The following is a 14,881-nucleotide window of genomic DNA, read 5'->3' on the forward strand; positions in this document are numbered from 1 at the left end:
CCATGAAATTAACCGAACTAGCAATTAAAAATAAAGTCACAACCTATTTTTTAATAGTTATTCTACTTATTGGAGGATACTTATCTTATGATAAATCCGAAAAAGCTCAAGACCCTGGATTTACAATAAAAGTAGCTCTAATTACAACTAACTGGCCAGGAGCCACAGCGAAACAAATGGCAGATTTAGTTAGTAAAAGAATCGCTGATCAAGTACAAAATATGGATTCTTTATGGTATGTAAACTCAACTAATACAGATGGACAATCAAATGTTTATGTTAATATTAAAGCTGAATACAAAGATATTCAGCCTGTTTGGACAGAACTTAGAAATAGAATCAATACATTCGTTGTTCCTAATCTTCCACAAGGAGTACAAGCTCCTCAGATAAATACATTTTATGGAGATATCTATGGAACTCTTCTTGCAATTGGTGGAGAAGGTTATACCTATGAGGAGCTTTATGAAACTGCTTATCAATTAAAGGAAGTTTTATTATTTAATGTTCCTCAAATTGGTAGTATTGATATTTCAGGTATTCAAAATGAAACTGTATATATTGATATTGATAATAAACTTTTATCTCAAACAGGACTTACTTTAGAAAATATTATAAATACTTTAAATAGTTCAAATGTTATTATTAAAGGTGGAAATATTGTTATAGATCAAAATAGACTTAAAGTAACTCCTAGTGGTAACTTTAAAAATATCGAAGATATAAAAGATACCATCATAACAAGTCCAAATGGTGACTCTAGTATATATTTAAGTGAAGTTGCCAATATTTATAAAAGTTATCAAGATCCTTCAACATACTCTATAGATTTTAATGGTAATAAATCCCTTGTTCTTGGAATATCATTAGGTTCTGGAGAAGATGTTTTATTAATGGGAAAAGGTATTCAAGAGACTTTAAAAACTTATAGAAATTCTCTTCCAATAGGGCTTGAAATTGGAGAAATCTATTATCTTCCAGACTTAGTTCAAACAAATGTAACAGCTTTTATAGTTAACTTATTTCAAGCGGTAACAACAATTGTATTAGTAATGCTTGTTTTCTTAGGACTTAGATCTGGACTTATAGTTGCTGCACTAACTCCAACATCAATAGCATTTACTCTTATTGGGTTATTTTGGTTTAACTATGGTATCAATCAGATTACTCTTGCTGGACTTATTATAGCTCTTGGTATGCTTGTTGATAATGCCGTTGTTATGTCTGAAAATATAACCGTTTTACTAGAAGAAGGAAAGCCTAGGATGCAAGCATGTTTAGAGTCATCTAGAACACTTGCTATTCCTCTATTTGTTAGTTCATTAACAACTATAATGGCCTTTTCTCCAATTATTTTAAATAAGGAAAACATGGGAGAGTATGTTGGACCTTTAACAATTGTTGTTATGCTAGCTCTTATGAGTTCTTGGTTAATTAACCAGACTTTTATTCCTTTATTATGTTATGACTTTATAAAATTAAAACCTGGTGAAAAACAAAACCTTAATAGTAAACCATATGTTTTATATAGAGAGATTTTAATCAAAGTTTTAAAAAATAAAAAAATTACAATTATTTTAACAGCTATATCTTTTGTTTTCGGAATTTGGTTACTTGGTCTTGCACCGGCAAACTTTATGCCTGGTTCAACTGACCCTGTTATGTCAACATATATAACTCTACCAAAAGGAACTGATGTTAATCAAACAAGAGCAGTTGTTGAAGATTTAAATAAATTTATTGAAAAAAATTATAGTACTGGTCCCCAAGAACCTCTTCCTCCAGGACTTTGGGATTATTTAACAACTGGTGGAACTACAAAAACATATGATAAAGCTGGTGTTTTAAGCTGGGGATCATTTATCGGTGGAGGTGCTCCTAGATTCTCTACAGGATATTCACCACAAACACAGCTTCCTGAGTACGCTTACATCATGTATAATCTTACAGATTACAGATTAATTCCAAAACTAAGTCAAGAAATTAATGAGTATCTTTTAAATAAATACCCTGATATTGACGTTGTTTCTAAAGGATTAGGAAGTGGAGTTTCTCTTGCTAAAGATTTAGGATATGTTTTTGCTTCTCGTGATATAACTCTTTTAAAGAAAGTAGCTGAAGAGGTTAAAACAAAACTAACTTCTCTAGATGGGACTTACGCTGTATCAGATGATTGGGGAATTGAAGTTCCTAAAATATTTATTGAAGTAGATACTGAAAAAGCTCAAATGGCTGGCTTTACTAATGATACCATTGGGACTTATTTAGAGTATGTTCTTCAAGGTTATAATGCTAGTGTTTATAGAAACTTTGATGCTCCACCTCAAAGTACTATTATTCCAATAGTTTTAAGAGGTACTGACCAATACAAAAATGATTTAAACTCTATACAATCTATTGAAGTTGTAAACTCAAAAGGGCAAGCTGTTCCTTTAAAACAAATTGCTAAAATATCTTTAGAATACTATGACAGCTTAGTTTCTACTAGAAATATGGCTTATTCTATAGAAATTGATGCTGCTATAAAAGATTCTACTACTCCTCTTGAAGTTAATAAAAAGTTTATGCCTTGGCTAAATGAAAAACTTAAAGAGTGGGGACCTGATGTTAAATATTATTCATCTGGTATTATGCAAACATCTGATGAAAACCAACAAGCTTTATTTGCTCAAGTTCCAATAGCAATTTTAGGAATGTTCTTCCTAGTTGTTGCACAATTTAACTCTATGAGAAAAGGTTTAACTATTATGCTTGTTATTCCTCTTTCTATATTAGGAGTTGCCATTGGACTACTATTAACTAATACTGACCTTGGATTTATGGCAATGATTGGTATTATAGCACTTGCTGGAGTTGTTCTTAACCATGCTATTATACTAGTGGATAAAATGACCATCGAAAAGGATGATTTAGGTCGTAGTGATCAAGATGCTGTTGTCTTTGGATGTCAATCAAGACTTAGACCTATTTTTCTAACTGTTGCTACAACTTTAGTTGGATTACTACCATTATATTTCTTTGGTGGACCACTTTTCCAACCAGTAGCAGTTGTTCTTATATTTGGTCTTGTTACAGATACATTCTTAGCTCTTGGAGTTATTCCAGTTATTTATGCACTTTTCTATAAAATTGACTTTGCTAATTATGCATATGATGAAAGTCGTCTAATAGAAAATAAACCAACTGAAAATACTGAAAATAAAGATATTCAATCATAATGAAAATGCCTAGCTACTCAGCTAGGCATTTTTTACTTTACATTTTTTTATACACATATTGTGGTCTACCAATATTTCCATAAATTATATTTTCTTTTATATAATCTATTTTTTCTAAGTAATCTAAATATTTTTTTATAGTTACATTACTCATTTCTGTTAGTTCACAAATCTCTTTAATGTTAAACTCTTTTCCATTTAAACTATCAATTTTATTCATTATTCCATTAAGAGTTTTTTCATTTAAACCTTTAGGTAAAATTTCAAAGTTTTCCTTTTTAATAATATTTAATCTATCTAAATCCTCTTGTACTATTTTTTTCTCATTAAAGAGCTCATTTTTATCATGGAATTTTTTAATAGCACATTTAAATCTTTCAAAATCAAATGGTTTTATTAAGTAATCTAAACATCCTAAAGATAATGCTTTTTTTATATCCTCACTACCATTAGCAGATGTAATCATTATAATATCTACTGTATATCCCTCTCCTCTAACAGCTTGTAAAATTTCTAGACCACTTTCTCCTCCTAAAAAAATATCCATTAAAATTAAATCAACTTTAAATTTTTGTAAATATTCAAAAACTTCCTGTTTATTTATAGCATGTCCAACTATTTCCAATTGAGATATCTTTGAGATATATTCCATATTTATCATAGCCACCATTGGATCATCTTCAACTACTAAAACTTTCTTCAACTATTTCACCACCTTTACTTTAAAAAACTTCCACTTTTCATTTTGTTCAAATTCAATTGTTCCGTTGTATAATGATATTTTGTTTTTTACGATACTTAATCCTACACCACGTAAATCTCCCTTTGTAGAAAATCCTCTTTCATATATTTTAGAAAAATATTCTTGGGGAATTTTTTCTCCATTGTCCCAAACTTCAAGTTCAATCTTTTTATTTGTTTCTATTATTTTTATCTTAATTATTTTTTCGATAATATGAGTTTCCTTAAATGAATCCATAGAGTTTTCTATTAAGTTACCTATTATTGTGCTTATATCTTCAATTATAGGACTTTTATTCTCAGTTGAAACTTGTGACTGAGAATCTATTATAAACTGTATTTTTCTCTCTTTACAAATTGCATCTTTTCCTAGTAACATCGCTTTTAAAAAGGAGTTTTTAATATTTGTAAATTTTTTAAAATCATATTCATTTAAATTCTGTATTTCAAGAATATATTTTTTTGCCATATCTATTTTTTCAAGATTTATAAGTCCTAAAATAACATGTAATCTATTTTTAAACTCATGAATGTTAGCTCTCATTCCATCAACTAACTGATCTATACCTGTAATCTCTCTAGCGTATCTATTAACATCATCCTTTGTTTTTATAAGTAATATTGTTCCATAGTATTCAGATAAATTATATATTGGTAATATCTTTATATAGTAGTACTCATCTTCTATAACTACCTCTATATTTCTAGCAGTATTTTCTTTTTTTTCTAAATAAATACTTACCTTTTCTAAAATTAATTTTGGAGATAACTTCCCATATTTTTTAGAAAAAACACTATTCACCTTAAGTATCTCATTCTTTGTATTTAAAGCTATTAAACCAGATTCTAAATTATCTATTATTAATCGTTCTTCAACATATAGTCTTCCAATCTCTTCTGGATCTAATCCAAATAGACTCTTTCTAACACCATTTGCAAAAGTTATTGCCAATATAAAAGCTAATCCAAAAGCTTCTATAAATAATAAGCACAACATGACAACTGTATTCTTTTTCATATCTGAGATTGCAGTATAGTATTTTCCTACCATTACAAACCCTATGACCTCTTTGCTATTAACATCATATATAGGCTCAAATCGTCTAAAAGTAATACCCATTGATCCCATCATTTTAGAAAAATATCCTTCTCCTTTTTTTATATCATCCCATTGAACAGGATTTACAAATTTTTGTCCTATTTGATTCTTGTCTAAATGGGAGTATTTTACCCCCTCTATATTTGCAACTACAATAATATCTATATCTCTAAATATATCTGTTAGTGAATCAACCTTTTTTTCAATTTCACCACCTTTATAACTTAACTGTAAATTTTTTCTTATTTCATTACTACTGCTAACAACTTTAGCTGCTTCTAAAAGATTTTTTGTTATGTTATTTTCATCATTTTTTATTTTTTCATTAAAAAATATTGCATATGAAAAAATAAGGGGTATTAAATTTATTATTAAAACCCAAACCATTATTTTATTTTTAAAATTTAATCTCTTCATAACTGTTATATTAACATATAAAAAAGAGTTAGTACAATTAATTATTATACAAATTTAGATAACTTTTTTGCCTATTTTTTTATCAATTTTAACTTTTTCCACTTAAAAAAGTTAAAAAACTATTTATAAAGTTTAAAAAATTGTAAATTCTTTTAAAAGGAACTATATTAGTTATTGAGTACATAATTGTTAAATTTTATTTTAGGAGGAATTTATGAATTTCAGTGAAATTATTTCAAGTATTTTGAAGAACAATAGTATTGTTGGTGCTATATCTTCATCTGTTTTAATCATTCTTTTTGGATTTTATCTTAGAAAAACTAATGTTTTAAAAGATGGTACATCTAAAACATTAAGTGACGTTATCCTATCTGCATCTTTGCCAGCTTTAGCTTTTAACTCTTTTATGCAAGATATAAATAAAAATAGTTTAGAGCAAGGTATCAATCTTTTAATTTGGGGATTCGCTATATATATCTTATTGATATTTTTAACAAAAGTTTTATACATCCAATATAAAGGTGATAAAAAATCAGTTTTAGAAGTATTAACTATATTTGGATCTACTACTTTCTTTGGTATCCCAATTATTGCTGCTGTTTATGGAGAAGTTGGAGTTATGTATGCTTCTATTTTTAATATAGCATATAGAGTTTTCCTTTATTCATATGGATATATTAAAATGTCTGGTATTAAAGTAGATAGAAAAAATGTCTCTCAGATGTTTTTAAATCCAATTGTTTTAGCTACATTTTTAGGTATGTTCGTTTGGGTTTTCCAAAGCTCATTACCTCAAGTATCTATTGGTGATAAAAGCTACGCTTTCTTAAGAATTGATAAAACAGCATTTTGGCTATTTAAACCTATGACTTATCTAGCTGCTCTTTGTTCTCCATTAGCTTGGATTTCTATTGGTGCAAAATTAGCTGATATTTCTCTAAAAGAAGCTTTCTCTTCAAAAGATTCTTGGATTTACAGTTTTGTTAAAGTTTTAGGGGTTCCTGCTATAAATATAGTTGCTTTATATATTTTAAATGTTACAAATATTTTACCAATATCTTTTGTAGGATTAGCTACTGTTGTTATTATGATGGCAACACCTACAGCTACTGTTGCTGCAGCTTATGCTATAAAATTTGATAAAGAGTCACTTATGACATCAAATTGTTCTTTACTATCTACAGTATTTAGTGTAATATGTATGCCATTATGGATTGTAGTTTTAGAGGTTATTAAATCTTTACAGATATTTGGATAGATTAAACAAATTTATAGGAGGTTTATAATGAAATTAATATGTTTTGGTGTTAGAAAAGTAGAACGTGATTTTTTTATAAAATTAAATAAATTCGGATACGAATTAACTTTAGTAGAAGAACTATTAAATGATGAAAATATTCATCTAATAGAGGGACATAAAGCAGTTATGTTAAGAGCTAATTGTCCAGCAAATAGAAAAAACTTAGAGATAATTAAAGGGTATGGTGTTGAATACCTTCTAACTAGAACTGTTGGTTATAATCATATCGACTTAGATGCCGCTAGAGAGATGGGATTTAAAATGGCTAGAGTTCCTACTTATTCTCCAAATGCTATTGGTGAACTAGCAATTACTTTTGCTATGAACTTAGTTAGAAAAGGAACTTATATGATAAATAGAAGTAGAGAAAAAAACTTTACTGTAGATGAATTTATGTTTAGCAGAGAGATTAGAAACCTAACTGTAGGTATTGTTGGAACTGGAAAAATTGGACTAACAACTGCTAAGCTTTTTAAAGGACTTGGTTCTAAAGTTATTGCTTATGATATCTATGAAAATGAAAATGCTAAAGATATTTTAGAATATGTTTCAATGGATGATTTAATTAAAAATGCAGATATCATAAGTTTACACTGTCCATATATAAAAGGATCTAATGATAATTTAATCAATGATGATCTTATTAATAAAGCTAAAGATGATGTTATTATAATAAATACTGCTAGAGGAGAACTTCAGGATGTTGAAGCTATCATAAGAGGATTAGAAAGTGGTAAAATCGGTGGCTTTGCAACAGATGTATTCTCTAACGAAAAAGAGTTTTTCTTTAAAAATATGACTGGTAAAGAGATTGATAAAAATGTTGAAAAACTTTTAAATCTTTATCCTAAAGTATTAATAACTCCACATATTGGTTCATACACTGATGAAGCTTTAACAAATATGATTGAAATATCTTATGAAAATCTTGATGAGTTTATTCAAAAAGGAATTTGTGAAAATCAGTTATAATAATTTAATAGAAAAGCTATGAAGATTAAACTTCATAGCTTTTTTTAAAAGACACTATTTAATAGTTTTTCCATCTGCTTTCTTAATTCACTTCTCTCTCCATTCCAGTGATTAACCACAATGGCAAAAGCATATGTTCTTCCATTTTTTTCTACATACCCAGCATACGATTGTATTCCACTCATACTTCCACTTTTAACTCTAACTTTTCCTTCTAAAGGTGTATTTCTTAAAAATAAAGCTACTGTTCCATCTTTTCCCGCAACAGGTAAAAGATTTTCTAAGCCATCTTTAGAATGAGATAAAATTTCTACTAATAGTTTTGCTGAAATCGTATTTCCTCTTGATAAACCACTTCCATCTCTCATAGTTAAAGAGTGAACGTCAATTCCTTTTTCTTCCCAAAATTTTTCTATCTTCACACCTTTTGTTTTCTCTATTAATTGATATAGATGCTCTGTATAATGATTATCACTTCTAGTTAATAAAACTTTAACTATTTCAGATATTGGTGGTGATTTTGTTACTGCTATAACTTGTGGATTTCTCGGTCTTTGTGACGTTAATCTAGCTGTTTTGATATTTCCATTTACTTTTATGTTTTCTCTTTTTAAATAATACGAAAAATATTGTCCTAAAAATAATCCTGGATCAGGAATATCACTTTGAATTGTTAATCCATTTTTATTTTGTGGAACTACTCCAAAAATTCTTCTTTTATTCTCTAAAGGTATACCTCTTACGTATATATCCTTTTTCCCACCTGGCATTACTACACTTTGATTATCAAATGTTAATCCTTGAATCTCTGGTTTAGTTTTTATCACTTCAGGCTTTTTACCAGAGATACCTGTATTTAAATAAAGAGTATATATATTATCAAATACACTTATTCCATAAGTCCCTTGACCATAATTTGTGCCCATATCTTCCCAAAGCCATTTTCCAGGAATTCCTTCATATCCAAATAAATCATCTAACACAATTATATTTCCATTAATAGACTTAATTCCTGCTTTTTTAACTGCATCAGTCCAATTTTTTAAAAATTCCTCTCTATTTATAGATATCCCATCTGAACCTAAGGTAGGATCACCTCCTCCTTGAATATATATATTTCCAGTTAAAACTCCATCTTTAGATATCTTTCCATCATATAAAACTTTAGTTTCTAAAACAGTATCTGGACCTAGTACTTCTAAGGCTGTTGCTGAGGTAACTATTTTTAAAACAGATGCTGGAGTTAAAGCTGTCTCTCCTCTATAATTATCAATAACTGCTCCACTTTTCACATCCATAGCATAAAAACTTAAATTCCCATGCTCTAAAACTCTTGAATTAACAAACTCACCCACAGCTTTTGATTTTGCTTTGACAGGTAAAGTTGTCATGGGTATCATTGGTTCTTCTACTATTTTATCTGGAACAACTGGTATTTGATAGCTATCTCTATTCTCAGATTTTTCTATGCTACTACAACTGGCCAATAATGTTGTAATTAACGCTAAACAAATATATTTTTTCTTCATACACCACCTCTTATAAGACTTTTTTATATCCTACATCATTTAAAGATTTTTTTAAAGTATTTTTCTAATTAATTATTTTTTAAACAATATAAAAAAAGCTTAGAAAAAATCTAAGCTTTTGATTTTATACTTTGCTAACCTCTACTTCTCTTCCCTCTTTTCTCCACTGTGAATATTCTGCAATACTTGTAAATAAAACATCTGTAGATGAATTTAAAGCTGTTTCACATGAATCTTGAAGAACTCCTATAACAAACCCTACTCCAACAACTTGCATTGCAATATCATTAGATATCCCAAACAAGCTACATGCTAGTGGAATTAAGAGTAATGATCCTCCAGCTACACCTGAAGCTCCACAAGCACTTACAGCTGAAAGAACACTTAGAACAATTGCTGAGAAGAAATCTACTTGAATTCCTAAAGTATGTGCTGCACTTAAAGCAAAGACAGATATTGTAACTGCTGCTCCTGCCATATTTATTGTTGCTCCAAGAGGAATAGAAACTGAATACATATCTTTTTCTAAACCTAGCTTCTCACAAAGATTCATATTTACTGGAATATTCGCTGCTGAACTTCTTGTAAAAAATGCAGTTAATCCACTTTCTTTCAAACATGTAAATACTAATGGATATGGATTTTTTTGAATCATTATAAAAGCTATTATTGGATTAACGATAAGAGCTACTGTTGCCATACATCCTAGAAGTAAAAGTAAAATCTTTCCATATGATAGTAATCCACTTCCACCACTAGCTTCTATTGAACTAAATATTAATCCCATAACACCAAATGGAGTAAACTCTATGATAAGTTTTACAACTTTTAAAAGAGCTTTAGAAATATCAACTACTACCACTTTTGTTTCTTCTTTAGCTTCTTTCAAAAAGATACCAAATAATGAACTCCAAAATAAGATGCCTATATAATTTCCATTAAAAAGAGCTTTTACTGGATTATCTATTAAATTTAAAAGTAGAGTTTTTAAAACTCCAACTATATTTTGTGGAGCTGACTCCATATTTACATTAGATACAAGGGATAGGGTAACTGGAAATAAAAAACTTCCTATTACTGCAACTAAACTAGCTAAAAAAGTTCCCAATAAATATAATATCACTATTGATTTTATATTTGTTTTCTGACCTTTTTTATGCTGAACAATCGCAGATATAACTAAGAAAAATACCAATATTGGAGCAATCGCTTTTAGAGCACCTACAAATAAATCTCCAAAAATTGTTATCCAACTCATGCTATTTGGGGCAATATATGCTAAAGCTACTCCAAATAATAATCCTATAAAAATTCGTTTTACCAGGCCTAAGCCGCACCATGCTTTAAATACTTTCTCCATTTTTACCATCTCCCTGTCTTTATTTTAGAAACATATGTTTGTATATAGGAGACAATATAGCATATTATTTTTTAGAATACAAGTTTTTTTTATAGACATTTTTTTTTTTTAAAGTTATACTATCTACAAATGTATATAAATTGGGAGGTTGCAAATGAATGGAAAATTTTTGGTTGTAGATAAATCTATCCTTCCAGATTATCTGGAGAAAGTTATTGAGGTTAGAAACTTACTAGCTGAAGGTAAAGTCCAAAATGTTAGTGATGCTGTTAAAATTGTCGGAATAAGTCGAAGTACTTATTATAAATATAAAGATTTTGTATTTTTACCATCTGATAATGCTTTGGGAAAAAAAGCTTTAATATCTCTTATGTTAGAGCATGAAAAAGGCGCTTTATCTGAAGTTTTAAATTTTTTATCATCAGTTAATTGTAATATAATTACTATTAATCAAAATATTCCAATTAATAACGTCGCTTCTGTAGTTATATCTTTTGAGATATCTTCAACTTCTCTTCCTCCAGAAGATGTTGTTCATGAACTAAAAAAAATTAAATATGTTAAAATGTCTAGACTTCTAGCATTTGAATAAAACCAAAATGTCAACTTCAAACAAACAATAAAGTTGACATTTTTTCAATTCCATAATATTATATATTGAATACTGTATACAATTAGGAGGAAAAATGACTACTAAAGAAAAGATTATCTCTATGTTAGAAGAAAACAAAGGTTCTTATCTTTCAGGAGAAGATATTGGAATTCAATTAAATATCTCTCGTGCAGCAGTTTCGAAAGCTATTAAAGAACTAAAAAATAATGGTTATACAATTGACTCTGTAAATAGAAAAGGGCACTGTATTCCTCACAAGAGTAATACTTTATCCTTAATAGAAATCAAAAAAAATCTTAAATACAATAATGACATTATTATAAAAGATTCTGTTTTCTCTACCAATTCAGAGGGAAAAAATTATCTAGTAAATAATCCAGAGCATGGAACTGTCATAGTTGCTAATGAGCAAACAAATGGTAGAGGACGAAAAGGGCGAAGTTTTTTTTCACCTAAAAATACTGGAATATATATGAGTATTATTTTAAAACCAAAAACTTTACTTCTGGAAAACTCTTTTAAGATAACCATTGCTACAGCAGTTGCTGTTTCTAATGCAATCGATGAAATCTGTAATAAAGATACTCAAATAAAATGGGTTAATGATATTTTCTTAAATAATAAAAAAATATGTGGAATCTTAACAGAAGCTATAACAGATTTTGAAAGTGGCTCTATTGAAAACATTGTTCTAGGAATTGGAGTAAACTTTAATACTTTAAACTTTCCAGAGAATCTTTCTCATACTGCTGGATCGATTTTTCTAGAGGATATTACTCCTATTAACAGAAATCAATTAATTTCAAAAATAATAAATAATCTTATGGATATTATAGAAAATTTAGATGATTCAGAAATTATTAAAATCTATCGTAATAAATCATTTTTAATTGGTAGAGATATTATTTATTATGAAAAAAACAGTCCTATTCAAGGTGTTGTTATTGATATTGATGATAATGGGCATCTTATTGTTCAAGATTCCAATAAAATTATAAAAGTTTTAAAATCAGGGGAGGTTAATTTTAAATGGTAGAAAATTTATTTTTAAATTTATATTTTCTAGGTATTTTAGCAATTGGGTATAACTCATTTAAAAAAATTAAGGATAGTTCACATTTTTTTATAGCGAACAAGGAGGCTGGTGTTTTCCAAGTTACAGGTAGTTTATTAGCTACAGTTTTAGGAAGTTCAGCTATACTAGGAAATGTTGCTGCTACTTATTCTATTGGGTGGGCTGGAATTTGGCTTCTTTTTTGTGCTGCATTTGGTCTTTTTACCCTTTTACCTTTACTTAAAAAATTTGAAAAATTTAAAGGTTATAATCTTCCTGAACTCTTAGGAAGTTTTTATGGAGATGAGGTTCGAATTTTAAGTTCTTTTATTATTTCCATAGCTTGGATTGGAATTGTTGCTGCTCAAATTATGGGTGCTGCTCAAATTATGGAGATTATAAGTAATTTTTCTTATTTTCAAAGTGTTATTATAAGTGGAGTGGTTTTTATTATATATACGATACTAGGTGGACAACTTTCAATTATAAAAACAGATTGTTTTCAATTAATTTTTATTTTATTAGGTATTGTTCTATGCTTTTTATTTTTACCAAACATAGAAACCACTTACGTAGTACCTCAACTAATCAACGAAAAATTTAGTTACATCGATTTATTAATTTTAGTACTAACATATTCATCTACATTTTTAGTTGGTCCTGATATTTACTCTAGAATTTTTTGTGCAAAAGATAGTACTGTTGCTAAAAAATCTATTATTATTAGTATTATTATTTTAATACCTTTAGCTTTTATTTTAACTAAAATAGGTATATTTGCTGCGGGAGCTTATCCAAATTTAACTAATGGTCAATCTCCATTACTACATGTTGCAGCTAACACTTTACCAAAACCTATAAGTCTTCTTTTATACTTTGGTTTGCTTTCTGCTATAATTTCTACTGCTGACACTTGTTTGCTAACTGGATCATCTATATTTACAGAGATTTTTACTAAAAATTTAAAAAATATAAGATCAATTAAACTTACAAGAGTTTTCATTGGAGTATTTGGGTTATTTAGTATCCTAGTTGCTCTTAAACTCAAGTTTATATTAAGTTCTCTATTATTAGCTTTATCTGTTTATTCTGGTGCACTTATAATTCCATGTTTTGCAGGAATTTTGGGATATCGATTTAAAAAGTTCTATGTTCTAAGTGCAATTATAATGGGAGGAGCTACAGCTTTATTTGGAAAAATCTATGGTGGTAATCATTCAAATTATATTTTAATTCTTGCATTTTGCATCAATGCTATAATTTTAACAATTGGCAGAAAAAAATAAAAAATATATTTTGACAAAAAAAATTTTATATGATAATATCACTTAAAATAATTTTTTAAGGAGATCAGTTATGTTTTTAAGGAACGAAAGAGAAATTTTAAAATTTTATATTTTGGATAAACTATCTCTTTTGTTATGGAAAATATGACTACATTTTATTAATATTTTAGTCTTTTATTTACCGAACTAATTTGAGTTAGTTCGGTTTTTTTTATACAAAAATTTATTTTAATGGAGGGTATTATTATGAAAAAAATTATTACTTTAATCATGGCAAGCGTTTTATCAGTATCTTTATTTGCAGAAAAACTTTATGTTGGTACCAATGCTGAGTTTGTTCCATACGAATATCTTGAGAATGGTAAGTTAACAGGTTTTGATGTTGAACTTATGGAACTTATTGGACAAAAAGCAGGATATGAAATTGTATGGAAAGATATGTCTTTTGATGGCCTTATTCCTGCTCTACAAACTGGAAAAATTGATGCTATAATCGCTGGTATGTCTCAAACAACAGAAAGACAAAAAGCAGTAGATTTTTCAAATCCATATTTATATTTTAAATCTGAGCATCTTGTTTTAGTTAATAATAAAAGCTCTTTAAACAATAAAGAAGAACTGAAGAATAAGATTGTTGGTGTGCAATTAGGTTCTCTTCAAGAGGAATTTGCAACAAAATTAGGTGCTAATGTTAGACCGTACAACTCATTTTTAGGCGCTCTTATGGATTTGGAAAACAATAAAATTGATGGTGTTATTATAGCTGATAAAACTGGATACGAATATTTAAAGTCTATGAAAACTCTAAAAATACTTGATAAAATTACAGATAATTACCCTGGTGCATCTATCGCTTTAAAGAAGGGAAGCTTAGAAAAAGTTGAGAAAATTAATAAAATTTTAGAAAATTTAAAAAACACTGATGAATATAATAATCTAGTAATTAAATATTTCCCTGAAAAAAATAATTAATTTTTTTATTGACATTTGATTTTTTTTTATTTATACTTAACAAAATAAAAAATTTAAGGGAGGTTACAAAATGACACTATTTATATTTAGCTTTAGTTTCTATCTATTTCTGCTGCTGCTAGCATTTATTTTTATACTAGATAAAAACTATATTTTCAATTGGCTAAATATAAATTCACAAGTAAACTCTTTTAAAAAATTAAAAATGAATACTATTTATTTTCGTAGTCTTCTCTTTCTCTAATTTTTGATTTAATTTAAAATAGTTGTGTTTATAACAGCCAGAAATGGCTGTTTTTTTTATATAAAATTTTAAGGAG

Annotated in this window: 11 protein-coding genes; 7 read left to right on the forward strand and 4 right to left on the reverse strand. The window is 28.0% G+C overall.

The genetic code is table 11. From position 1 onward, the window contains the following. Positions 1-2 precede the first annotated feature (2 nt). Positions 3-3,218, forward strand: coding sequence for an efflux RND transporter permease subunit (locus H5J23_RS11610; protein WP_185892356.1), 3,216 nt, complete (start codon positions 3-5; stop codon positions 3,216-3,218). Between the two features lie 37 nt (positions 3,219-3,255). Here H5J23_RS11610 and H5J23_RS11615 read toward each other — a convergent pair whose 3' ends face one another. Then, the gene (locus H5J23_RS11615; protein ID WP_023050606.1) at positions 3,256-3,921 is read right to left on the reverse strand and encodes a response regulator; all 666 of its coding nucleotides are present in this window, start codon (positions 3,919-3,921) and stop codon (positions 3,256-3,258) included. After that, the gene (locus H5J23_RS11620) at positions 3,922-5,475 is read right to left on the reverse strand and encodes an ATP-binding protein (protein ID WP_185892358.1); all 1,554 of its coding nucleotides are present in this window, start codon (positions 5,473-5,475) and stop codon (positions 3,922-3,924) included. A 214-nt stretch (positions 5,476-5,689) separates the two neighbouring features. On the opposite strand from H5J23_RS11620, the gene H5J23_RS11625 reads away from it, so the two are divergent. Together H5J23_RS11625 and H5J23_RS11630 are read left to right on the forward strand one after the other, a co-directional pair. Then, positions 5,690-6,733, forward strand: coding sequence for an AEC family transporter (locus H5J23_RS11625; RefSeq protein WP_023050604.1), 1,044 nt, complete (start codon positions 5,690-5,692; stop codon positions 6,731-6,733). A 27-nt stretch (positions 6,734-6,760) separates the two neighbouring features. Next, a complete protein-coding gene (locus H5J23_RS11630) occupies positions 6,761-7,747 on the forward strand; it encodes a 2-hydroxyacid dehydrogenase (RefSeq protein ID WP_023050603.1) in 987 nt (328 codons plus the stop codon). Positions 7,748-7,791: 44 nt separating this feature from the next. Here H5J23_RS11630 and dacB read toward each other — a convergent pair whose 3' ends face one another. Together dacB and sstT are read right to left on the reverse strand one after the other, a co-directional pair. Beyond that, complete coding sequence (dacB, locus tag H5J23_RS11635; RefSeq protein WP_255494414.1) at positions 7,792-9,276, reverse strand: D-alanyl-D-alanine carboxypeptidase/D-alanyl-D-alanine-endopeptidase; 1,485 nt, start codon at positions 9,274-9,276, stop codon at positions 7,792-7,794. A 124-nt stretch (positions 9,277-9,400) separates the two neighbouring features. After that, positions 9,401-10,636, reverse strand: a complete 1,236-nt coding sequence (sstT, locus tag H5J23_RS11640; RefSeq protein WP_185892360.1) for a serine/threonine transporter SstT — start codon at positions 10,634-10,636, stop codon at positions 9,401-9,403. 154 nt (positions 10,637-10,790) lie between these two features. On the opposite strand from sstT, the gene H5J23_RS11645 reads away from it, so the two are divergent. The 4 genes from H5J23_RS11645 to H5J23_RS11660 all read left to right on the forward strand — a co-directional run bounded on the left by H5J23_RS11645 (position 10,791) and on the right by H5J23_RS11660 (position 14,561). Beyond that, positions 10,791-11,228 (forward strand): ACT domain-containing protein, encoded by a 438-nt coding sequence (locus H5J23_RS11645; RefSeq protein ID WP_023050600.1) that lies wholly within the window; start codon positions 10,791-10,793, stop codon positions 11,226-11,228. A 94-nt stretch (positions 11,229-11,322) separates the two neighbouring features. Further along, on the forward strand, positions 11,323-12,285 hold the full coding sequence (locus tag H5J23_RS11650; RefSeq protein WP_185892362.1) for a biotin--[acetyl-CoA-carboxylase] ligase: 963 nt from the start codon (positions 11,323-11,325) through the stop codon (positions 12,283-12,285). Continuing rightward, positions 12,279-13,589, forward strand: a complete 1,311-nt coding sequence (locus H5J23_RS11655; protein ID WP_185892364.1) for a sodium:solute symporter — start codon at positions 12,279-12,281, stop codon at positions 13,587-13,589. Before H5J23_RS11650 ends, H5J23_RS11655 begins: the two co-directional genes overlap by 7 nt. A gap of 246 nt (positions 13,590-13,835) precedes the next feature. Then, complete coding sequence (locus tag H5J23_RS11660; RefSeq protein WP_185892366.1) at positions 13,836-14,561, forward strand: transporter substrate-binding domain-containing protein; 726 nt, start codon at positions 13,836-13,838, stop codon at positions 14,559-14,561. Positions 14,562-14,881 lie beyond the last annotated feature (320 nt).

The organism is Cetobacterium sp. 2G large (assembly GCF_014250655.1).
GTDB lineage: Bacteria > Fusobacteriota > Fusobacteriia > Fusobacteriales > Fusobacteriaceae > Cetobacterium_A > Cetobacterium_A somerae.